The 21,361-nt window shown below is 71.8% G+C and carries 18 protein-coding genes; 10 read left to right on the forward strand and 8 right to left on the reverse strand.

Features of this window, described 5'->3' with window-relative positions:
• Positions 1-9: 9 nt before the first annotated feature.
• A complete protein-coding gene (locus JT362_RS26715) occupies positions 10-870 on the reverse strand; it encodes an SCO6745 family protein (RefSeq protein WP_260194533.1) in 861 nt (286 codons plus the stop codon).
• A 75-nt stretch (positions 871-945) separates the two neighbouring features.
• On the opposite strand from JT362_RS26715, the gene JT362_RS26720 reads away from it, so the two are divergent.
• On the forward strand, positions 946-1,497 hold the full coding sequence (locus JT362_RS26720) for a TetR/AcrR family transcriptional regulator (RefSeq protein ID WP_260194534.1): 552 nt from the start codon (positions 946-948) through the stop codon (positions 1,495-1,497).
• Here JT362_RS26720 and JT362_RS26725 read toward each other — a convergent pair.
• Both JT362_RS26725 and JT362_RS26730 read right to left on the reverse strand, forming a co-directional pair.
• Entirely contained in the window at positions 1,490-2,707 is a 1,218-nt protein-coding gene (locus JT362_RS26725) for a glycosyltransferase family 2 protein (RefSeq protein WP_260194535.1), read from the reverse strand. The genes JT362_RS26720 and JT362_RS26725 overlap by 8 nt on opposite strands.
• Positions 2,708-2,745: 38 nt before the next feature.
• Entirely contained in the window at positions 2,746-3,720 is a 975-nt protein-coding gene (locus tag JT362_RS26730; RefSeq protein ID WP_260194536.1) for a lysylphosphatidylglycerol synthase domain-containing protein, read from the reverse strand.
• Positions 3,721-3,864: 144 nt separating this feature from the next.
• Between JT362_RS26730 and JT362_RS26735 the strand changes: the two genes are divergently transcribed.
• Positions 3,865-4,839: a glycosyltransferase gene (locus JT362_RS26735; protein WP_260194537.1), complete on the forward strand. Its 975-nt coding sequence runs from the start codon at positions 3,865-3,867 to the stop codon at positions 4,837-4,839.
• A gap of 3 nt (positions 4,840-4,842) precedes the next feature.
• On the opposite strand, the gene JT362_RS26740 is transcribed toward JT362_RS26735, so the two are convergent.
• The gene (locus JT362_RS26740) at positions 4,843-6,819 is read right to left on the reverse strand and encodes a DUF6541 family protein (protein ID WP_260194538.1); all 1,977 of its coding nucleotides are present in this window, start codon (positions 6,817-6,819) and stop codon (positions 4,843-4,845) included.
• 120 nt (positions 6,820-6,939) lie between these two features.
• Between JT362_RS26740 and JT362_RS26745 the strand changes: the two genes are divergently transcribed.
• The 3 genes from JT362_RS26745 to JT362_RS26755 all read left to right on the forward strand — a co-directional run bounded on the left by JT362_RS26745 (position 6,940) and on the right by JT362_RS26755 (position 13,761).
• Positions 6,940-9,207, forward strand: coding sequence for an RCC1 domain-containing protein (locus tag JT362_RS26745; protein ID WP_260194539.1), 2,268 nt, complete (start codon positions 6,940-6,942; stop codon positions 9,205-9,207).
• A gap of 29 nt (positions 9,208-9,236) precedes the next feature.
• Positions 9,237-11,729, forward strand: a complete 2,493-nt coding sequence (locus tag JT362_RS26750) for an RCC1 domain-containing protein (RefSeq protein ID WP_260194540.1) — start codon at positions 9,237-9,239, stop codon at positions 11,727-11,729.
• 94 nt (positions 11,730-11,823) lie between these two features.
• Positions 11,824-13,761, forward strand: a complete 1,938-nt coding sequence (locus JT362_RS26755) for a glycosyltransferase (RefSeq protein WP_260194541.1) — start codon at positions 11,824-11,826, stop codon at positions 13,759-13,761.
• 50 nt (positions 13,762-13,811) lie between these two features.
• Here JT362_RS26755 and JT362_RS26760 read toward each other — a convergent pair whose 3' ends face one another.
• The gene (locus JT362_RS26760) at positions 13,812-14,759 is read right to left on the reverse strand and encodes a glycosyltransferase family 2 protein (RefSeq protein ID WP_260194542.1); all 948 of its coding nucleotides are present in this window, start codon (positions 14,757-14,759) and stop codon (positions 13,812-13,814) included.
• 158 nt (positions 14,760-14,917) lie between these two features.
• On the opposite strand from JT362_RS26760, the gene JT362_RS26765 reads away from it, so the two are divergent.
• Both JT362_RS26765 and JT362_RS26770 read left to right on the forward strand, forming a co-directional pair.
• Positions 14,918-15,523 carry a class I SAM-dependent methyltransferase gene (locus tag JT362_RS26765; RefSeq protein ID WP_260194543.1) on the forward strand — a complete coding sequence of 202 codons (606 nt, stop codon included), beginning with the start codon at positions 14,918-14,920 and terminating at the stop codon, positions 15,521-15,523.
• 25 nt (positions 15,524-15,548) lie between these two features.
• On the forward strand, positions 15,549-17,456 hold the full coding sequence (locus tag JT362_RS26770; RefSeq protein ID WP_260194544.1) for a glycosyltransferase: 1,908 nt from the start codon (positions 15,549-15,551) through the stop codon (positions 17,454-17,456).
• Positions 17,457-17,520: 64 nt separating this feature from the next.
• On the opposite strand, the gene JT362_RS26775 is transcribed toward JT362_RS26770, so the two are convergent.
• A complete protein-coding gene (locus JT362_RS26775) occupies positions 17,521-17,724 on the reverse strand; it encodes a cold-shock protein (protein WP_260194545.1) in 204 nt (67 codons plus the stop codon).
• A gap of 228 nt (positions 17,725-17,952) precedes the next feature.
• On the opposite strand from JT362_RS26775, the gene JT362_RS26780 reads away from it, so the two are divergent.
• The gene (locus tag JT362_RS26780) at positions 17,953-18,303 is read left to right on the forward strand and encodes a hypothetical protein (protein ID WP_260194546.1); all 351 of its coding nucleotides are present in this window, start codon (positions 17,953-17,955) and stop codon (positions 18,301-18,303) included.
• Positions 18,304-18,314: 11 nt separating this feature from the next.
• Here the strand turns inward: JT362_RS26780 and JT362_RS26785 are convergent, their stop codons facing one another.
• Together JT362_RS26785 and JT362_RS26790 are read right to left on the reverse strand one after the other, a co-directional pair.
• Entirely contained in the window at positions 18,315-18,794 is a 480-nt protein-coding gene (locus JT362_RS26785) for a SixA phosphatase family protein (RefSeq protein WP_260194547.1), read from the reverse strand.
• Positions 18,795-18,854: 60 nt separating this feature from the next.
• Positions 18,855-19,673: an HAD family hydrolase gene (locus JT362_RS26790; protein WP_260194548.1), complete on the reverse strand. Its 819-nt coding sequence runs from the start codon at positions 19,671-19,673 to the stop codon at positions 18,855-18,857.
• Between the two features lie 51 nt (positions 19,674-19,724).
• On the opposite strand from JT362_RS26790, the gene JT362_RS26795 reads away from it, so the two are divergent.
• Together JT362_RS26795 and JT362_RS26800 are read left to right on the forward strand one after the other, a co-directional pair.
• A complete protein-coding gene (locus JT362_RS26795; RefSeq protein ID WP_260194549.1) occupies positions 19,725-20,300 on the forward strand; it encodes a hypothetical protein in 576 nt (191 codons plus the stop codon).
• Between the two features lie 18 nt (positions 20,301-20,318).
• The gene (locus JT362_RS26800) at positions 20,319-21,179 is read left to right on the forward strand and encodes an LLM class flavin-dependent oxidoreductase (protein ID WP_260194550.1); all 861 of its coding nucleotides are present in this window, start codon (positions 20,319-20,321) and stop codon (positions 21,177-21,179) included.
• Positions 21,180-21,361: the final 182 nt, after the last annotated feature.

The raw sequence follows: 21,361 nt of genomic DNA on the forward strand, positions 1-21,361 counted from the left end.
GCAGTGAGGCTACTGCCGCCCGATCCCGAGGGTGCTCCGCCGCGGCAGCATTCCGGTACCGACCACCGCCATCGTCACGGGTCCGGCCAGCCGGGCCAGCCGGGCGACCGACTCCGTGCCCACCGCGCGGTAGGGACCGGCGGCCAGTTCGTCGGTGAGGTGTTCCACCGACTCGCGGCCGGCGTGGCCCGCCTCGGTGGCGGTGCCGTCCCCGTTCACCCAGCCTCGGGCGGCCAGCCGGTCACGTGCCGCGGCCCAGGCCTCGTCCGGCCAGCCGCGGCTGGCGAACACCTCCACCGGCGCCGCGCCGACGGCGGCGAACGACACCAGCGACTCCACGGGATCCAGGCCGGCGGCCAGCAGCGCCGCCACGTGCCCGTCGCCGCGGTGTTCGCGCAGGATCGTGGTCGCCTGCCACAGCACCAGGTGCGGCTCGTCCGGCCAGCCAAGGTCGGCGTTCGCGGCGGCCAGCGGACGCCCCGCGGTGTTCGCCGCCTCGGTCAGGCGGCGGGCCAGGGTCGCGGCCTCCGCGACGTCCGGGTCGTGCACGCGATCGCCGAGCACGGTCCGCAGTGCGCGGTCGACGGCCGACCCGCGGGCGGTGAGCACCTTGTCCGGCGAGGCGACCCGCCACACCGCCGGCACGTGCTCGCGCACCCGCTGGGGCGCGAAGCTGTGGAAGGTGGCCGTCACCAGCTCCGGCCCGGCCAGCCCGAGCGGCGCGGCCCGCCACGCGAAGTAGCTCGCCCACCTCGGCTCCACCGCGTGGCCCAGCTCGGCGGCCTGCTCGAACGCCTCGGGCGCGTAGTACAGCGTCGCGTGGATCGGCTCGAGCAGCTGCCACATGCGGCGTACCAGGTCAAGTTCCATGTCCCCACCCCTTCTTGTCAGTGACAAGATAGCGGCGCGACGCCGATTTAGCCACTGACTAGATAGGCTGGGGCGGTGACCTACCACCACGGCGATCTGCGGCGCGTGCTGCTGGACACCGCGCTCGGGCTGATCGCCGAGCGCGGTCCGAACGCGGTCAGCCTGCGTGACCTCGCCCGCGCGGCCGGGGTCTCACACGCCGCGCCCGCACACCACTTCGGCGACAAGGCCGGCCTGTTCACCGCGATCGCCGTCCAGGGCCAGCGGCTGCTCGCCGACGCGCTCGCCGAGGAACTCGACCTGCGCCGGCTCGGGGCGACCTACGTGCGGTTCGCCACCGAGCACGCCTCGCACTTCGAGATCATGTTCCGCCCGGACCTGTACCACCGCGACGACCCCGAGCTGGTCGCCGCCAAGGCCCGCACCAGCGACCTGCTCCGCGCCGCGATCCCCGGCGACGGCCGCGACGCCGACCGGCGGGTACTCGCCGCCTGGTCGATCGCGCACGGGTTCGCCACCCTGCTCCGCTCCGGCAACCTCGACCACCTGGTCGGGGACGGGGACGCCGAGGCGGAGTTCGCCGAGGTCGCGGAGCTGTTGGACCTGCCGGGGCCGACGCCTACTTGACCAGCTCGTCGGCCTTGGCGCGAACCGGTTCCTCGGCCTTCGGCTGCTCGGCGGTCGGGATCCCGAGCACGCCGGTGAACATGCTGAACATGATCGTTTGGAAGCCGAGTACCAGCCCGAGCACCGCGGGGATCGCGGTACGCACGGTCTGCCCGCCGTCCATCGCACCGAAGTCGGCGCCGCCCCACCGGATCACCTGCGCCACCGTGACCAGGACACCGGCGAGGAAGATGACGATCCCCAGGATGAGGCCGCGTTCCACGGTCAGCCGTTGGACGAAGTGGCGATACCGTTGGCTCATCGGCAGCAGCCCCTCGCGGGCGCCGAACAGCTTGGTCATCACCGAGAAAAGCACCGCCTGGTACCCGAGGATCGCGAACCCGGCGGCGTAGATCATGGTGCCGATGTCGAAGCCGACCGAGCCGACGGTGATCGGGCCGATCAGCAGCGCCAGGGACGCGAGCAGGCCGAGACCGAACGCGGCCAGGCCGGGGTAGAGGAACAGCCAGCGCGGGCTGTAGATGAGCAGGAAGCGCAGGTGCCGCCACCCGTCCCGCCAGCTGCGCAGGTGCGGCGGGCGGCTGCGGCCGTCCTTCTTCAACGTCGTCGGCACCTCGGAGATCCGCAGGCCCGACATGCAGGACTTGACGACCACCTCGCTGGCGAACTCCATGCCGGTGGTGTGCAGGCCGATTCGCATGATCGCCTCGCGGCGGAAACCACGCAGCCCGCAGTGGAAATCGCCGACCGGTGCCTTGAAGAACAGCTTGCCCACCGCGGAGAGCACCGGATTGCCGAGGTACTTGTGCAGCGGCGGCATGGCGTCCGGCTCGATCCCGCCCTTGAACCGGTTGCCCATCACCAGTTCCGCGCCCTTGCGCAGCTCCGCCACGAACGGGTCGAGATTGGCGAAGTCGTAGCTGTCGTCCGCGTCGCCCATGATCACGTAGGTGCCGCGCGCCGCCCGGATTCCACCCATCAGTGCGCTGCCGTAGCCCTTGGCCGTCACGTTGACGACCCGCGCACCGAGCTTCCTGGCGATTTCCTGCGAACCGTCCGTGCTCCCGTTGTCGGCGATCACCACTTCGCCGACGACGCCCGACCGGTCGAGGTAGCCCTGCGCCTTTTCGATACAGGTCGCCAGGGTCTCCGCCTCGTTCAGGCACGGCATGACGATGGAGAGCTCACAGGAATCGTGCTTGTTTTCCATGGGTTTCCGTTCAGGGCGGCGGCACCGAATTCGATGGCTCAGGTTACCGGGGCGGTCTCCGTGCGGCGCATGCGGACGTACAGCGCGGCACCGCCCGCCGAAGCGAGGTCGACGATGGTGAACATCAGCCGGGACACGACCGCGAGCGTGAACGCCGGTCCCGACGGCAGCACGGTGGCCAGCACGGCGACGATCACGACCTCGCGGGCGCCGATGCCGGACGGCAGGAAGAACGCGAGCAGACCGGCGGTCATCGCGAGGCTCATCGCGCCGATGCAGAGCAGGAGCCCGTCGAACCCGATCGGGCCGATCGCGGTGCTGAGCAGCCACAGGTGCAGCCCCAGCAGCACGTAGGTGCCCGCACTGAGCCCGAGGGCGAGCAGGATCGCCGGCGCGGTCAGCGGCCGCTCCAGCGGCGGCCGGCGCAACGTGCGCAGACCACGGGAGACGATCCAGGTCAGCGGCTTCGGGTGCAGCAGCACGAGGCCGGCCGGCAGCAGCACGAACAGCCACAGGTACTCCTGGTGTCCGGCCAGGATCGACGGCAGCGCCAGCGCCCCGGTGAGCAGCGAGGCGACCACCCCGAGCCCGGCGGTCACGATCGAGGCGGTGAACGCGCGCACCCGGGTGACGCCGACCGCCTTGGCGAGCTCCATCTGCACGAGGAACGCCCACACCGAGCCCGGGACGTACTTCCCGAGCTGGCCGACCAGATAGATCATCGACGCGTCGCGGATGGCGACCTGGCCGCCGGCGTCGCGCAGCACCGCGTGCCAGATGACCGGGCCGAGACCGATGGCGGCGAACACCGACGCGAACGACAGCGCCACCGACGTCCACGGCAGCGAGGTCAGCGTGTCCTGCACGTCGGGCCACTGCACGACGAGCTGGTAGATCGCCCCGGCGAGGACGGCGAGGACGAGCACCCGCCGCAGCCACTTGACGACGACCGCCCGGCGCCCGCGCGCCGCTGGTTCGGCCGCGGCCGCGCCGGGATCGGTTGCTTCGGTCATGGCGGCCTTCCGGGATGGGTCCCGGCCGCACGGCAGCGCAGCACGTCGCAGGCCCGGGACGACGGCCAGGCTACCAAGCGCGGTCGGCCGGGCCCGGACGGTGGTGTGCCCGGCCGTTCCCCCGGTTGGGTACCGTTTCCGGACGTGACCAGCGGTGCGGACAGCCAACCCGATATCGACATCATGGTTCCCGCGTTCGGCGACGGCGAACTCGTCCGGGAGACCGTGCGCAGCGTCCTCGACCAGCGGGATCCGCACTGGCGGCTGACGGTCATCGACGACGGTGTCGGGGGCGGCGTCGGGGGCGAGCTCGGCGACTGGATCGCCGGCCTCGGGGACGACCGGATCCGCTACCTCGCGAACCCGACCAGGCTCGGGATCAACCGCAACTTCCAGCGCTGCACCGACGAGTCGAGCGCCGACCTGGTCGTCCTGCTCGGCTCGGACGACCGCCTGCTGCCGGACTTCGTCGGCCGGGTCCGTGACGTCGCGGCCCGCTGCCCGGACGCGGCGTTCATCCACACCGGCGCCCGCGTGATCGGGGACGACGGCGAGCCGGTCAGCCCGCTCGTCGACCGGGTGAAGAAGCTGACCATGCCGGGCCTGAGCGCCGAGGACCGCGAGCGCGGCTGGCGCCTGATCGGTGGCGAGGAACTGGCCGCGTCACTGCTCGGCGGCAACTGGATGTACTTCCCCAGCGTGGCGTTCCGGGGTGACGCGCTGCGCCGGCACGGGTTCCGCGAGGGCTACGACATCGTCCTCGACCTCGACGTCTACCTGCGCATCCTGGTCGAGGGCGGGCAGGTCGTGCTGTTCGCCGAGCCGGGCATCGAGTACCGCCGGCACGCGGCCAGCCTCTCCTCGGCGCAGGCGGACACCGGCTCACGCTTCGACGAGGAGCGCGCCTACTTCGCCGAGGCGGCCGAGATGATGGCCGCGGCCGGCTGGTCCCGCGCCGCGCGTGCCGCCCGCCTGCACTGGACCTCCCGGATGCACGCGGTGGTGAAGCTGCCCGGTCTGCTGGCCGCACGCCGCTGGGGGCACGCCGGGGCGATGCTCCGCGGTGCCCTGGCCACGAAGCCCCCGAAGCCCCCGGAGCGCACGCCCGCCGATCGGTAGCGGTCAGCCGTCGGCCGCGGCGTTCGACGTCTCGCCGGTGTCCGGGCGCAGGCGGTAGATGACGAAGTCCTCGTTCTCGTAGACCCGGGTCAGCGCGTCCACCCGGTCCAGGTCCCGCAGGCCCGGCTGCCGCTCCGCCCACCTCCGCAGGAAGCCCTGCCCGATCGCCACCCACCGGACGTCCAGCCGCTCGACGGCCGCGCGTACCTCGGGGTTGGTGTCGTACTCGTCGAACTTCCGCGCCAGCAGCCTCGCGTCCGGGCCGGTCAGCGTCGCGTCGTAGTGACCGGCGACGGGATGCACGCCGGCCACCGCGTACATCCACACCGAGCCGTCACCGCGGTCGTTGAGCACCCGCTCGTCCGGTCCGACGAGCTTCGCGAGCTCCCGGTAGCCCTCGACCTCGGCCGCGGACACCGCCTTGCCCGGGGTGGCGTTGAGCGTCATCCTGGTCTGGTTGCGGTCGACGTAGAACCCGCCGGTCAGCACGGCGAACGCGCCGAGCACCAGCACGGCCGAGGTCAACCCGGCCACGGCCGGCCGGCCGGCGACCCGCACCCGGGACGCGGCCGCCGAGATCCAGCCGCCGACGACCCGCTGGGTCTCCGCGACGCCGTGCGCGACGATCACCGCGAGCGGGATCGCGGCGAGGGCGATCAGCCGCCAGCGGTCGTTCCACCACGGCCGGGTGAGGTCGTCCGCCCACGACTGGTCGTAGGCGGCCGCGACCACGAACAGCATGCCGAACCCGGCCGCCGTGATGCCGACCCAACGCAGGTCGCCGAGCCGGCGGAAGAACGCGAGTCCCACGGCCAGCGCGGCGGCGAACCACCACTCGGGGAACGGGATGTGGTGCTGGAAGATCAGCAGGTTGCCGACCGCCTGGCCGATCGTGTGCGTCGCCTTCCAGTCCACCCCCTCCACGTCCGCGCTGCTGCCGAGGGCCGCCATCAGCTGCAGTACCGCCAGCGCGGCGGCCACCACCGCGAACGGCACCAGGGTGACCACGTCCCGGCCGATCGCCCGCGGCGCGCGCCACCAGCGCACGGCGAGCGCGCAGAGGGTGAACAGCGGGACGTTGAACGTCGCCGAGGAATGCACCGTGATGATGCCGGCACCGGCGAACGCCACCACGAATCCGGGCAGCAGCGCCTGCCGCCAGCCGTGCCGCGCGCGCACGTCGAGCAGGTCCAGGATGAGCACCACCAGCAGCGGGGTGAACGCGACACCGGTGGCGAACGGCAACAGCGGGCCGCGCCAGAGCATGTCGTAGACGCTGGTGATGCCGACGATCACCAGCGCGGTGGTGCCGGCGAGGACCGCCCGGCCGCCGAACCGGCGCACGACGGCGACCATCACCAGCGCGATGAGCGCGGGGATCAGCACGGTGTGCGCGTTCAGCACGGCCACGATCGACGCGCCGGACATCGTGTAGACCAGCGTGGCGATCAGGTGGTACGCGTTCGGGTAGAAGACGCCGGTGTCCGACTCGAACCAGTTGAGCTGGCTCGCCGAGTACAAACCGGACTCGCCGGTGTCGGCGGTCCACCGGATGTTGTTGGCGTGCCAGGCGGCGTCCCAGTCCTGGGGGATCGTGGACAGGCCGCCCATGCCGCCCGCGACGGCGGCGATCGACACGACGAGCGCGGCGGCCACGCAGGCCGCCACCCCGAGCTGGGCCCGCCACGGCCACACCGAGCCGGCGGTGAACGGCAGTCCTCGGCCGCGTGCCAGCCGCACGCCGGCGATCACCACGGCGAACAGCGCCAGCGCGCCGAGGAACGTCCACACCGACCACGAGATGCCGAGCGCGTTCGCCCACGGTCCGGCGAGGCCGGCGACCGTGTACGTGAGCAACGGCGCTGCGGCCGCGAGCGTCCAGCCGCGGATGCCCGCGAGCGTCCCGAGCAGAGTGCCCGGAACCCACAGGACCGCCACGTACAACAGGATCAGGCCGACGTCACCCAACGAGAGGACCACAGGCGAACCATAGCGAGGGTCGGCAGGTCACCCCGGGGTCGGGTGAAACACCGTCACCCGTTCAGGCGATGTCGATGCGGGGGGTTCGACACGTCGAGACGGCGCCCTCGTAGGAGGAACGTGCGCAGGAGCATCGTGGTGCTCGCAGTACTGGCGCTGGTGGGCGGATTCGCCTCGGCCGGGCAGCGGGCGGACGTGCCGGAACCGGCACCGGTGGCCGCCGAGACCGGGTCGTCGTTCACGCCCGTGACACCGGTCCGCGTGCTCGACACCCGCACCGGCACGGGGACCCCGGTCGGCCCGCGCGGCACGATCACCCTCGGACTGACGTCGCGGGTGCCGGCCGGCGCCACCGCGGTCGTGCTGAACGTGACCGGAACCGGGGCGACCGCGGCCACGCACGTGACCGCCTTCCCCTCGGGCACCACCCGGCCGAACGCGTCCAACCTGAACCTGGCCGCCGGCGACACCCGCCCGGTGCTCACCACGGTCGCGCTCGGCGCCGACCGCGCCGTGAGCCTGTACAACCACAACGGCCGCGTCCACCTGCTCGCCGACCTCGCCGGCTACTACGCGCCCGGCTCCGGCGCGAAGTACACGCCGCTGTCACCCACCCGGGTGCTGGACACGCGGCAGGCCGACGACATCCCCGCGCTCGGCCACGGCGCCACCCAGGTCGTCGACCTGAGCGGGCACGTGCCGGCGTCGGCCACCGCGGTCACGCTGAACCTCACCGGTGTCGGGTCGACCGCGATCACCTACGTCACCGCCTGGCCGACCGGCCGGGCCAGGCCGGACGCCTCGAACCTGAACCTCCCGGTCGGCAGCATCCGGCCCAACCTGGTCACCGTCGCGCTCGGCACCGACCGCACGATCAGCCTGTTCAACCACGTCGGCCGGGTCGACGCGCTGGTGGACCTCGTCGGCTTCTACACCCCCGAGTACGGCGCCACGTTCGTGCCGGTGAACCCGGTCCGGGTGCTCGACACCCGCGCCGGCACCGGCACCACCGCCGCCGGGGCGATCGCGCCCAACAGCCGGATCCCGGTCCTCCCCGGCACCCACGTCCCGGCCGACGCGACGGCCGCGCTGCTCAACGTCACCGGCGTCGAGGCGTCCCGCGTGACGTACGTGTCGGTGTGGTCGCCGGACGGCCGGGCGGACGACGCGGTGTCCACGCTCAACCTGGGGCGCGGCGAGACCGCCGCCAACCTCGCCGCGGTCACCCTGTCCACGATGGCGGGGATCTCCGCCTACAACCACCAGGGCAGCACGCACCTGATCGGCGACCTCGCGGGTGTGTTCGTCACCCCCGGCGCGGCGTGCCCGTACCGCTGCGCCCACACCTGGGGCGGCAACGAGGCCTGGGCGCTCGGTACCGGGGAGCGGGTGCCGTCGTCGGCCACGCCGGCGCCGGTCGTCGGGCTGTCCGGGGTGCTCGCGCTCGCCGGCGGCGGAGCCAACCGGTACGCGCTGCGCGAGGACGGCACCGTGTGGGCGTGGGGCCAGAACGTGTTCGGTCAGCTCGGTGGGGACTGGCGCGCGATCGGCTGGTCGGCGGTGCCCGCGCCGGTGCCGGGGCTGACCGACGTCACCGCGATCGCCGCGGGCGTGTACCACGTGCTCGCGCTGCGCGCGGACGGCACGGTCTGGGCGTGGGGCGTCAACCACGAGGGCGGCCTCGGGAACGGCACGGCCGGCTCGGACACGCCGGTGCGGGTGTCCGGGCTGACCGGCGTGACCGCGATCGCGGCCGGCGACCACGGCGGGTACGCGCTGCGCTCGGACGGCACGGTGTGGGCCTGGGGCAGCAACGCCAACGGCGCCCTCGGCGACGCCTCCCTGGCCGAGTACGCGCAGACGCCCGTGCGGGTGTCCGGGCTGACCGGGATCACCGCGATCGCCGGCGGCGGCTACGGCGGCTACGCCGTGCGCGGCGACGGCACCCTGTGGTCGTGGGGCTCGAACCGCGCGGGTGAGCTGGGCGACGGCACCAGGTGCGACCCTCGCGGCGGCAACGGGTGCCTGTCGCGGATCCCGGTGCGGGTGTCGGGCCTGACCGAGGTCACCGACGTCGCCGGCAGCCCGTTCACCACCGGCTCCACCGCGTACGCCGTCACCGACGACGGCACGGCCTGGACCTGGGGCGACGGCCCCGGCACGAACGTTCCCACGCGGGTGCCCGGCCTGGCCGACGTCACCGACGTCGCCGCCGGCCTCCACACCGGCTACGCCCGCACCGCCGACGGGTCCGCCTGGGCCTGGGGCCAGGGCACCGACGGCGCGTTGGGCAACGGCTCCGACGCCGACTCGACCGTGCCGGTGCGGGTCCACCTCACCGGCGTCACCGACATCTCCGCCGCCGGCGCGCTCGTCGCCACTCGGTAGAAAACCAAATAGCGAAAGGACACCGACCCGTGCCGCTCCGCAGATCGGTCGTACTGCTCACCGCCGCTGCCGCCGCGCTCACCCTCAGCTCCACCGCGACGGCCGAGCCGGCGCCCCAGCCCCAGGCCGAAGCCCAGCCCGCCATGCCGGAGCGGCCACGGGTGTCCAAGACCGACGCGCAGCGGACCATGGCGCGGGAGCGGGGCAAGGAGACCGCACCGGCGGCCAGGACCGCCGCCGCCGATGTCCGGGCAGCCGCCAGCTCGGCCGGCTCGGTCTACACGCCGGTGACCCAGGTCCGCGTGCTCGACACCCGCAACGGCATCGGCGCGCCAAGCGCCCCGCTGGGCGCCGGCGGCACGCTCACCCTCGACCTGTCCTCGCGGGTCCCGGCGGACGCCACCGCGGTCGTGCTGAACGTGACCGGCGTGTCCCCGACCCGCAACACGTACCTCACCGTCTGGCCCGCCGGCCAGAGCCGCCCCAACGCCTCCAACCTCAACGTGAGCATCGGGGAGACCCGGCCGAACGCGGTGACCGCGGCCCTCGGCGACGGCGCCGCCCTGCGGGTCTTCAACAACGCCGGCACCACCCACGTGCTCGCCGACCTCGCGGGCTACTACGCGCCGGGCGACGGCTCCCGGTTCACCTCGACCGACCCGGCCCGTGTACTCGACACCCGCTCCTCCGGCGGCGCGCTCGGCCCGCGGAGCACCCGCACGGTCAACCTGTCCGGCCGGGTGCCCGCGTCCGCCACCGCCGTCACCCTGAACCTGACCGGCGTGGGCGCCACCGTCGACACCTACGTCACCGCCTGGCCGACCGGGCAGTCGCGCCCCAACGCCTCCGCACTGAACCTCACCCGAGGCGCGACCACCCCGAACCAGGTGACCGTCGCGCTCGGCGGCAACCGCACGGTGAGCCTCTACAACCACTCCGGCAGCGTGCACCTGCTCGCCGACCTCGCCGGCTACTACGCCACCGACCGAGGCGACTCCTTCTACCAGCTCACCCCGCTGCGGATGTTCGACACGCGCCGGGACGCCACTCCGCTGCCCGGCGGCTACTACCAGGAGATCCCGCTCGACCCGCTGCTGCCGGCCTCGGCGAACGCGGTCGTGTTCAACCTGACCGGCACCAACGTGACCGCGGCGAACACGTACCTCACCGCCTACCCGGAAGGGAACATCGTGCCGAACGCGTCCAACCTGAACCTGGTGCGCGGGCAGACCTCGGCGAACCTGGTCACCGTGGCGCTCAGCGCGGACGACGGCTTCAACGTGTACAACCACCAGGGCGAGGTCGACTTCCTGACCGACGTGGCCGGCTACTTCGCGCCCGCGCCCCCGCCCTGCACCACCGACTGCGTGCACAGCTGGGGCGACAACGAGTTCGCCCTGCTCGGCGTCGGCACCACCGGCGGCACGTCCGGCGAGCCGGGCCGGATCGACGGCCTGTCCGGGATCACCGAGGTCACCGGTGGCGAACTCAACGCGTACGCGCTGCGCGACGACGGCGCCGTCTACTCCTGGGGCCTCGACGACCTCGCCGGCCTCGGCACCGGCGAGCCGTACGGCCTGTCGACCGTGCCGGTGCGGGTGAACAACCTGTCCGGCGTCACCGACATCGCGGCCGGCCTGTTCGCCGCCTACGCGGTCGACAGCCAGGGCAACGCGTGGGCCTGGGGCGACAACTTCAACGGCGCCCTCGGCGACGGCACCATGACCGAACGGCGCTCCCCGGTGCGGGTGCAGGGCCTGTCCGGCGACGTCGTCCAGGTCGCCGGCGGCTACGACACCGGCTACGCGCTGCTCGCCGACGGCACCGTGTGGGTCTGGGGCACCAACGGCGGCTCGTTCGGCAACGGCGAGTACGGCACCGGCTGCGACCAGCTCCCCGCCGGTCCCGGCTGCCGCACGCTCACTCCGATCCAGGTGCCCGGCCTGACCGACGTCACCTCGATCGCCGCCACCCGGTCCGGCACGTTCGCGGTCAAGGACGATGGCAGCGTCTGGGCGTGGGGCTTCAACGACGTCGGCCAGCTCGGCCTCGGCACCGTGGGCGGGCCGGCCTGCCAGGACGACATCTTCGCGCCGAACTGCCTGGTGCTCTCGCCGACCCGGATCGACGGCCTGAGCGGGGTTGCCGAGATCGCGCACGGAAGCCAGTCGGCGACCTACGCCCGCACCACCGACGGCACCGTGCTGTCCTGGGGCTTCAACGCCGACGGCCAGCTCGGCGACGGCACCACGGGCGAGAACTGCACCGATCCCGGAGTGCCGAACTGCGTCCGGACCTCGCCCGCCCCGGTGCCTGGCCTGACCGGGGTCACCGACCTCGCGGCCGGGGCCCAGCACGCGCTGGCCCTGCGCTCGGACGGCAGCGTGGTGGCCTGGGGGATGAACAACTTCCACCAGGTCAACGGCGGATCACCGGTGGTGGACACGCCGGTACAGGTCGCCGTCCCGGGGTCGGCTACCACGGTCGGAGCCAGCGGTTGGAGCTCCTACGCCGTGTCGTGACCTAACGGTGATCACACGTCCGCTCGCGGGTACTCTCGGGCGGCAGACGTCGATGGCCCAGAGCTGGGCGCCGCCCCTGGAGGACTGAACTCGAATGCTCGGCAGCACCCCGACCACGAGCGACGCGGACACCGCCGAGTCGGCGGCCGACCCGGACGAACGGCTCACCGAGCACGTCCCCAGCGGCCGCCTGGTGGCCCAGCGGGGCCTGTTCCGCGGGCCCGACCCGGTGTGCCCGGACGACCTGTACGCGCGGGTCGTCCGGGGCGGCGCGGTGCGCGACCGGCAGCGGCTGGTCGTGCACCCGGGCTCCGAGGTCACGATGGACACCTACTTCGGCCGCTTCCCGGCCAGCTACTGGCAGCGCTGGACCGTGGTGGACCAGGTGGACGTCGAGGTCACCGCCTCCGGCACCGGGCAGGTCGCGCTGATCGCCTCCGACATCGACGGCGAGCTGCGCACCATCGCCGTGCACGACCTGTCCGGCCAGGGCGACCAGGTCACCCTGACCGCCGCGCTGGACAAGTTCGTCGACGGCGGCTTCCTGTGGGTCAGGTTCACCACCGACGACGCGGAGCTGACCGTCGAGCGGCTGCGCTGGACGGTCGCCCCGCCGAAGCGGCTGCGCCCGACCGCCGTGGTCATCTGCACGTTCAACCGGGCCGACGACTGCACCAAGACGCTCCAGTCGCTGGCCGCCGACCAGGAGGCCCTGGAGGTCCTGGACGCCGTCTACGTGACCGACCAGGGCTCGGACACCGTCGAGTCCCGCCCGGCCTTCCCGGAGATCCAGCAGGGCCTCGGCGGGCGGCTGCGGTACCTGCGCCAGCCCAACCTCGGCGGCGCGGGCGGCTTCGGCCGGGGCATGTACGAGGTCACCCGCCCCGGCCAGGCCGAGCACGCCAACCTGCTGTTCATGGACGACGACGTGCTCTGCGAGCCGGAGATCGCCGTCCGGCTCACCGCGTTCGCCAACCGCACCCCGTCGCCGACCATCGTCGGCGGGCAGATGCTGCGGCTGCTGCACCCGACCCGGCTGCTGGCCGGGGCGGAGTACGCCGACTTCGCCCAGCTCGTGCCGGGCAAGGTGGTCCGCAACGCGCTGGACGACGTCGACCTGACCGTCGAGGAGGTGGACGCCACCGGCACGCCCACCGGCCACGTCAACCGCGGCGACAAGCGGGTCGACGCCGACTACAACGCCTGGTGGTCCTGTCTGATCCCGGCCGAGGTGGTCGCCGCGATCGGGCTGCCGATGCCGCTGTTCTTCCAGTGGGACGACGTGGAGTACGGCTACCGCGCGCGGGCCAAGGGCTTCCCGACCGTCACCCTTCCCGGAGCCGGCCTGTGGCACGCCGACTTCGACTGGAAGGACCTCGACAAGTGGAACGAGTACTTCGCGGTCCGCAACGGCATGATCGTCAGCGCGCTGCACGCCGAGATCGACCCGAAGCAGATCGCCAGGGTGCTGACCTCCCGGATCTCCCGCTACCTGCTGTCCATGCAGTACGGCCTGGCCGCCACGCTGATCAAGGCGGCCGAGGACTTCCTCGCCGGCCCGGAGTTCCTCGCTGACGGCGGGGCCAGCGCGGCCAAGGAGGTCTTCGCGCTGCGTGCCGACTACCCGGACACGATCATGCACAAGGCGTCCGACGTGCCGGGGATCCGGACCGGCACGATCAAGCAGGTCCAGGCGGGCCCGAAGCCGAGCAACAACCGGCTGACCCTGCTCAAGCGGCTCGCCTACCTGGCGATGGACCGCAGCGTGCACCCGATCGGCGCGGTGTCGAAGAAGGACGCCACCTGGTGGCACGTCTCCCAGTTCGACACCGCCGTGGTCACCGACGGCTCGCAGGAGGGCGTCCGCGTCCGCCGCCGCGACCGGGAGCTGACCATCCGGCTCGCCAAGCAGGCCGCCAAGGCCGTCCGCCGGGTGATCGCCGAGATGCCCCGCCTGCGCGAGGAGTACCGCGCCGCCGTCCCCCAGCTCACCAGCCGGGAGAACTGGCGCCGCCTCTACGACATCGACTGAGGTGCGGTGCGGGACGCCTTCGCCCGGTGCGGCGAAGGCGTCCCGCCCGCCTACCGATCGTCTCTGGACCGCACGATCAGGTCGGCCAGCAGCGCCATCGACCCGATGATCAGCGACGTGACCAGCACCAGCATCGCGTTGCTGGTCACCCGGAAGTCGTAGCGGATGACGTCCACGATGCCCTTCGCCGCGCCCGCGACGAACATCGTGAGCGCCAGCGGCATCAGCACCTTGATCGGGTTGAAGTACATGACCATCCGCAGCACCTGCAGGATGTACCGGTAGGCGTCCTTGACGAAGTGGAACTTCGACACCCCGGCCCGCTTCGCGTAGTCGATGGCCAGGTAGTCCACCGGGTGCTGGTTGGACAGGAACGACATCGTGATCGTGGTGACGCAGGAGAACCCGGGCGGCAGCAGCCGCAGGTAGGGCAGCGACACGTCGCGCCGGAACGCGCGCAGGCCGGAGTTCAGGTCCGGGATCTTCGTGCCGGCGAGCAGTTCCGCGATCTTGCGGATGACGAACTTCGCCGGCACCCGGAGGAACTTGTGCGTGCCCTGCTCGGAGGTGCGTGCCCCGACGACCTGGTCGGTGTCCGGATTGTCGTGCAAGTACTGAATGAATTCCGGAATTCGCTCGTTCGGGTACGTCATGTCGGCGTCGGTCCACACCACGATCCGCCCGTAGGCCTCTCTGGTGCCGATCCGCCGAGCCGTGCCGGAGCCGCCGTTGCGGCGGAACGGCATCAGCCGCATGTTCGGGAACTGCGGCAGCGCCTCCTCCAACACCTTGAGCGTGTCGTCGGTCGACTTGTCGTCGATGACCAGCAGTTCGTAGGACATGCCGCTGGCGTCCATCGCGCCGGAGATCCGCTTGATCTCGTCCAGCACGTGCTCCTGCTCGTTGTAGCAGGGGAGCACGATCGTGGCGTCCAGCGTGTTCTCGCCGCCCCCACCAGGAGGCGTCGCGCCGAAACTCGTGTACTGGCTCGCGTTCACCGCGTGGACAATAGCGGAGCGTTCCACTACCCGGAAAAGGTCCGCCACACAGGGGTGGTCGGCCGACCGTTACCATGCCGACATCAGCACGGTCGGGAACGACACGGCCGGCGCCCCCAGCGTTCCACCCCATGAAGACCGATCGGCGAGGACGACGCATGGCTTCCCTGGATTCCACCGAGGGCGAGGAGTACACCGAACGGCTCCAGCGGCTCGGGACACCGCTGTGGAAGCGGGTGCTCGACGTGCAGCGGCCCTACCGGTGGAACATCCGGCGGCTCTTCGGCGACCGCGAGGTGCTCGACGTCGGCTGCGGCATCGGCCGGTGCCTGTCCCACCTCGCCCCGCGCGGCGTCGGCGTGGACCACAACCCGCACTCGGTCGCGCTCTGCCGGAGCAACGGGCTGACCGCGTTCACCACCGAGGAGTTCGGCGAGTCCGAGTACGCCAAGCCCGGCCGGTTCGGCGGGATGCTGGCCGCGCACCTGGTCGAACACATGCCGCACGCGGACGCGATCAAGATCCTCCAGGGCTACCTGGACTACCTGGCGCCGGACGCGCGCCTGGTGCTGATCTGCCCGCAGGAGCGCGGCTACCGCAGCGACAGCACGCACGTCGAGTTCGCCGACTTCGACGCGCTCACCGACGTCGCCCACCAGCTCGGTTTCACCAGGACCCGCCGGCAGTCGTTCCCGCTGCCCCGGCCCGCGGGCAAGGTGTTCCTGTACAACGAGTTTGTTCTAGTCGCCGACCGCAGCGCGTAGCCGGACCCCCAGGAGGAGCAGAACAGTGGCCCAGCAGGCGAGCAGGAAACCCGCCAGCCCAGACGCCGACCGCGTGCTGCAGCGGGTGATCCTGCCGAGGGACACCGACCCGCTCGACGTGCGCCCGCTCTACCTCGACGAGCCGGAGAACGTGCACAGCCACGTCGCCGCCCGTCGCGAGGTCGAGGTGCCGGCGTCGGCCAGGGTGTCGTTCGCCTCCTACTTCAACGCCTTCCCGGCGAGCTACTGGAAGCGCTGGACCACCATCCAGGACGTGACCCTGCGGCTGACCGTGCGCGGCGCCGGCCGGGTCGAGGTGTACCGGTCCAAGCCGAACGGCGACATCATCCACCTCAAGGGCACCCCGGTGCACGCCGAGAACGAGTGGCAGGTGCTGGAGTTCAGGCTCACCCTGACGCCGTTCGAGGACGGCGGCTGGCTGTGGTTCGACGTGTTCACCGAGAACGTGCCGATGACCGTCCGCGAGGCGGTCTGGCTGGCCGACGAGGCGCTGCCGAAGAAGAAGATCGCGGTCGGCATCACCACGTTCAACCGGCTCGACGACTGCGTGGCGTCGCTGCTCGCGCTCGGCGAGGACCCGGCCGTGCTGGACATCGTCAGCAAGGTCTTCGTCGCCGACCAGGGCACCCGCAAGATCCGCGAGCACGAGAAGTTCGCCGACGCCAAGAAGGTGCTGGGGGAGCGGCTCGAGGTCATCGAGCAGGGCAACCTCGGCGGCTCCGGCGGCTTCACCCGGGCGCTGTACGAGTCCATCGAGCACACCCAGCCGGGCACCGTCGACCAGATCCTGCTGCTCGACGACGACATCGCGCTGGAGCCGGACTCGATCCTTCGCTCCAACATGTTCGCCCGCGCCGCGGCCAAGCCGGTGATCGTCGGCAGCCAGATGCTGAACCTGCAGGCCAGGTCCCGGCTGCACACCATGGGCGAGGTCGTCGACCTGGCCGCGTGCGTCTGGCGCAAGGCGCCTGGCGCGGTGGTCAACCACGACTTCGGCGCCCACTCGCTGCGCGAGACCCGGGCGCTGCACCGGCGCATCGACGCCACCTACAACGGCTGGTGGATGTGCCTGTTCCCGCGCGAGGTCGTGGAGAAGGTCGGGCTGCCGCTGCCGCTGTTCATCAAGTGCGACGACGCGGAGTACTCGCTGCGCGCGCTGGCGAAGGACATCCCGACGGTCACGCTGCCCGGCTCGGCGGTCTGGCACGAGCCGTGGACCGACAAGAACGACACCAAGGACTGGACGGTCTACTTCCACCTGCGGAACCGGCTGATCATGGCCGCCCTGCACAGCCCGTACGACATGCGCAAGACGCTGGTCGCGCAGGGCGCGCGGGTGGCGTTCCGCAGGCTGATGTCGATGGAGTACTCGACGCTCGCGCTGGAGATGAAGGCCGTCGAGGACTTCATGGCCGGCCCGGACCGGCTGTTCGAGTCCCTCTCGTCCGGCCTGGCCGACGTGCAGGCGCTGCGCAAGCAGTACACCGACGCCCAGTTCCAGCCGTCGGCCAGGGAGTTCCCGCCGCCGACGATGGACATGGTGCGGGCCGAGGAGATGCTGCGCCCGCCGGTGCACCCGGCGAAGGTCGCGCTGCGGGCCGGCAAGGCGATCGTGCACAACCTGCGGGCCCCCGACCCGGGGACCACCGAGCGGCCGCAGGTGAACATCCCGGCCAACAACGCGCTGTGGTTCCTGCTCGGCAACCTCGACTCGGCCACGGTGTCCAACGCCGACGGCAGCGGGGTGGCGTTCCGGCGGCGTGACCCGAAGGTGTTCCGCGAGCTGGCGACCAAGGTCGCGCAGAACTGGCGGCGGCTGTCCCAGGAGTGGCCGAAGCTGGCCGAGCAGTACAAGGCGGCGATGCCGGAGCTGACCTCGGTCGAGTCGTGGCGGAAGGTCTACGGCCAGTAGACGCGGAGAGGGCCACCTGGGCGGACGCCCTGGTGGCCCTCTCTAGTGAAGCAGGTGTACGAGATCAGATGCCGCGCACGCCGGTCGCCTGCGGGCCCTTCTGGCCCTGGCCGATCTCGAACTCCACGCGCTGGTTCTCGTCCAGGCTGCGGAAGCCGTTGCCCTGAATCTCCGAGTAGTGGACGAAGACGTCAGCGCTGCCGTCGTCCGGCGCGATGAAGCCAAAGCCCTTCTCGGAGTTGAACCACTTCACAGTTCCCTGTGCCACTACGTTCTCCTGAACAGCGTATTGCCGGCCGCCGCGGTTGCGACGACCTTGGCCGGTTCCAGACGGCGACTCAACCTGGAGCTAACCCGCGCGCCCGCAACAACCTCTTGCGAGCGTGATCTATCACGAACTCAAGAAATCACGACCAGGACACAGTCAACCACACCGAAGCCACTCCGCGCGATAGAAGGGTTGCGGGCAAACGGGTGCTGGTGGACGCTCGTAAGGGTGAGCGAGCTCGCCAGTCAACAGCCCCGATCAATCGCACTCGACCTGGACGACGCCGGGGTCTCCCCCGACCTCCCCCGACCCTCCCACCAGGAGGATCAGGTCTACGGCGTCCCTTATCGCCCGGTCGAGTTCCGCGACGACGACCTCCCGACCGCCCTCGAACGGGCCGGCGCGTGGCTGCGCCGGACCCAGGACTGGCTCGGCGAACCGGTCGACGTGATCGCCATCCACCTCGACTACGACGACGGCGGCGACGCCCCCTACTACGACGTCAAGCTGCTCTGCAACGAGGAGGACCTGGCCGGCGCGCCGATCGCGCTGCGAGCAGCGGGTAAGGACGCCTCCTAGCCGGCCCCTTTTCAGCCCCGGGGCGTGGCCTGGGCGACCAGCGTGGCCCGCCGGGCCCAGACGTCCGCCCAGGCCCCGTCCCACCGCAACACCGCGACGGCCGACGTCGTCAGCTCCACCGCCTGCCCGGACACCTCCTCGACCAGCTCGGTTAGCCCGGGGTTGTGCCCGACCAGCGCGGTGGTGCCGACGTCGTCGGCCACCTCGTCGAGCACCGACATCAGCGCGCTCGGCTCGGCGGCGTAGACCCGCTGCTCGTACCGAACCGGCGGCGCCGGCTCCAACGCGGCCGAGGCCAGCCGCCAGGTCTGCCGCGCCCGAGCCGCCGACGAGCAGACCACGAGCCCGATCCCGTCGACGTTGTCCCGCAGCCACGCGCCCAGCGCGGGCGCGTCCCGCCGCCCCCGCTCGTTCAACGGCCGGTCGTGGTCCTCCACTCCGACGTCCCAGTCCGACTTCGCATGCCGCACGACGACCAGCGTCCGCTCCATGCTCCCACCCTGCCACGCCCCCGCGCTCCCGCAATGCCCTGAAGGTGACCTTCAGAGCTTTCAGAACCAGCGTTCGAGGACCTGGGCGACGCCGTCGTCGGAGTTGGGGGCGGTGACCTCGTCGGCGGCGGCCAGGACGTCGTCGTTGGCGTTGGCCATGGCGACGCCGTGTCCTACCCAGCGGAGCATCGGCAGGTCGTTGGGCATGTCGCCGAACGCGACCACGCGTTCGGGCCGCACGGACAGCAGGTCGCACACCTCGGCCAGGCCGGACGCCTTGGTCACGCCGGCCGCGGAGAGCTCGATCAGGCCCCGGTTCGTCGAGTAGGTGATCTCGATCCCCGCGCCGGACAGCACCTCGGCGGCGGCCTCGGCCATCTGTCGGCTGGTCAGCTTCCCGTGCCGGATCAGCAGTTTCACCGCCGGATGCCCCAGCACCTCGGCGACCGGGACGTCGTTGGTCTCGCCGTCCAGCTCGCCCATCGGGTTGCCCCACGGGTTGCGGAAGCCGGCCTCGGTGACGAACGGCGCCAACCCGTCGGCGACCCGCTCGGCCGCCAGCCGCACGTCGGGCAGCACCCGCCGCACGGCGTCGGCGACGTCGTGCAGGCGCACCGGGTCGAGGTCGGTCGACGAGATCACCCGATCGGCGCCGATGTCGTACACGGTCGCGCCGTTCGCGCACACCGCGTACCCGGTCAGGCCTGCGGCGTCGGCGACCGACGGGATCCAGCGCGGCGGCCGGCCGCTGACCAGCACGAACGGCACGTCTGAGCCGGTCACCTTGGCGATCGCCCGTTCGGTGCGCGGGGTGATCCGCTCCATCGGGTCGAGCAGGGTGCCGTCCACGTCCGAGGCCACCAGATCGGGTCTGTCCACGCCGCCATCATTCCTGCCCGTACCGGGCCGGTTCACACTACGGTGCGTTCTGTGAGTTACCCACCACAGCCGGGTTACTACCCGTCGCAACCCGGGTACGGTCCGTACCGGCCGGCGGGCCCGGGGACCGCGCCCGCCTACCTCGCGGCCGGGCTGTTCCTCCTCGCCGGCATCCTCGCCCTGGTGACCGCGATCGTCGGGATGAGCGGCGACTCCTCGGACAACCCGGACCTCATGGCCGCGCTGATCGGCCTCGCGTTCAGCGGCGACCTGACCGGCAACCGGGACTTCGCGATCTCCTTCACGATGAGCGTGGCGTGCACGACGATCACGTTCGCGCTGCTCCTGTTCACCCGGATGGAGTGGGTGCGCTGGGTCCTGGCGTTCGTCGGCGCGATCACCGTGCTGTACTACATCTACGGGATCATCTGGCTGCTCAGCCACGACGCCGGCGAGGTGATCGCCATGGTCGTGGTCTCGTGGCTGCTGTGGACCGCCGCGACGGTCGTCGTACTGCTCCCGCACACCCGCCGGGCGATGCGCGACTACCAGCGCAAACTCGCCCAGCACGGTTATCCACATGGTTATCCACAGCAGCCGCCGCCGATGGGGTACCGGCCGTACTGATCGGCTAGCGTGGATCGGGTGCGCGTCGGCATCGTGATCCTCCCCGAGTACCGGTGGCTGCTCGCCGAGCCGAAGTGGCGGGCCGCCGAGACCTACGGCTTCGACCACGCCTGGACCTACGACCACATCGGCTGGCGGTCGCTGGTCGACGGCCCGTGGTTCGACGCGGTGCCGACGCTGACCGCGGCGGCCATGGTGACCAGGCGGATCCGGCTGGGCACGCTGGTCGCCTCGCCGAACTTCCGGCACCCGGTGCCGTTCGCCCGCAGCCTGCTCGCGCTCGACGACGTGTCCAACGGCCGGATGATCCTGGGTGTCGGCGCCGGCACCCCGGCGGGCTACGACAACCACGTGCTCGGCGGCGAGCCGCTGGCGCCCGGGCCGAGGGTGGAGCGCTTCGGCGAGTTCGTCACCCAGCTCGACGCGCTGCTCACCAACGAACGCACCACGATCCACGGCGAGCACTACCGCGCGGTCGACGCCCGGTCCGCGCCCGGCTGCGTCCAGCACCCCCGGCTGCCGTTCGTGATCGCCGCCAACGGCCCGCGCACGATGCGTCTGGCCGCCCGGTTCGGTGAGGGCTGGGTCACCACCGGCAAGCCCGCCGACGACCTCGACGCCTGGTGGTCGGGCGTCGCGGAACTGGCCAGAACGTTCGACGACATCACCGGTGAGCGCCCGGTCGACCGGTACCTCAGCCTCGACTCCGCGCCGGTGTTCTCCCTGTCCAGCGTGGACTGCTTCGGCGACGCGATGGGCCGCGCGCGGGAACTCGGCTTCACCGACGTCGTCTGCCACTGGCCCCGCCCGGACGGCGTCTACGCGGGCCGGCTGAACGTCCTGGAACGGGTCGCCGCGGAAATTCTGCCCTACCGATGAGTAAGTGACGCGGCGCACGGAACGGGTCCGGGAACCGGCGCGTCAGTATTGGCGAGGCGCAAGCCGGAGGGAACAAAAAGGGGATTCCGAGGGGGAACCCGTAACAGGGTAGGGGTGGGGGGCCCACCCCCCGGGGGGGGGCGGGGGGGGGGCCCCGCCCCGGCCCGGGGCGCCCCCGTCAT

It is taken from the genome of Actinophytocola gossypii (assembly GCF_025165815.1).
GTDB classification, from domain to species: domain Bacteria; phylum Actinomycetota; class Actinomycetes; order Mycobacteriales; family Pseudonocardiaceae; genus Actinophytocola; species Actinophytocola gossypii.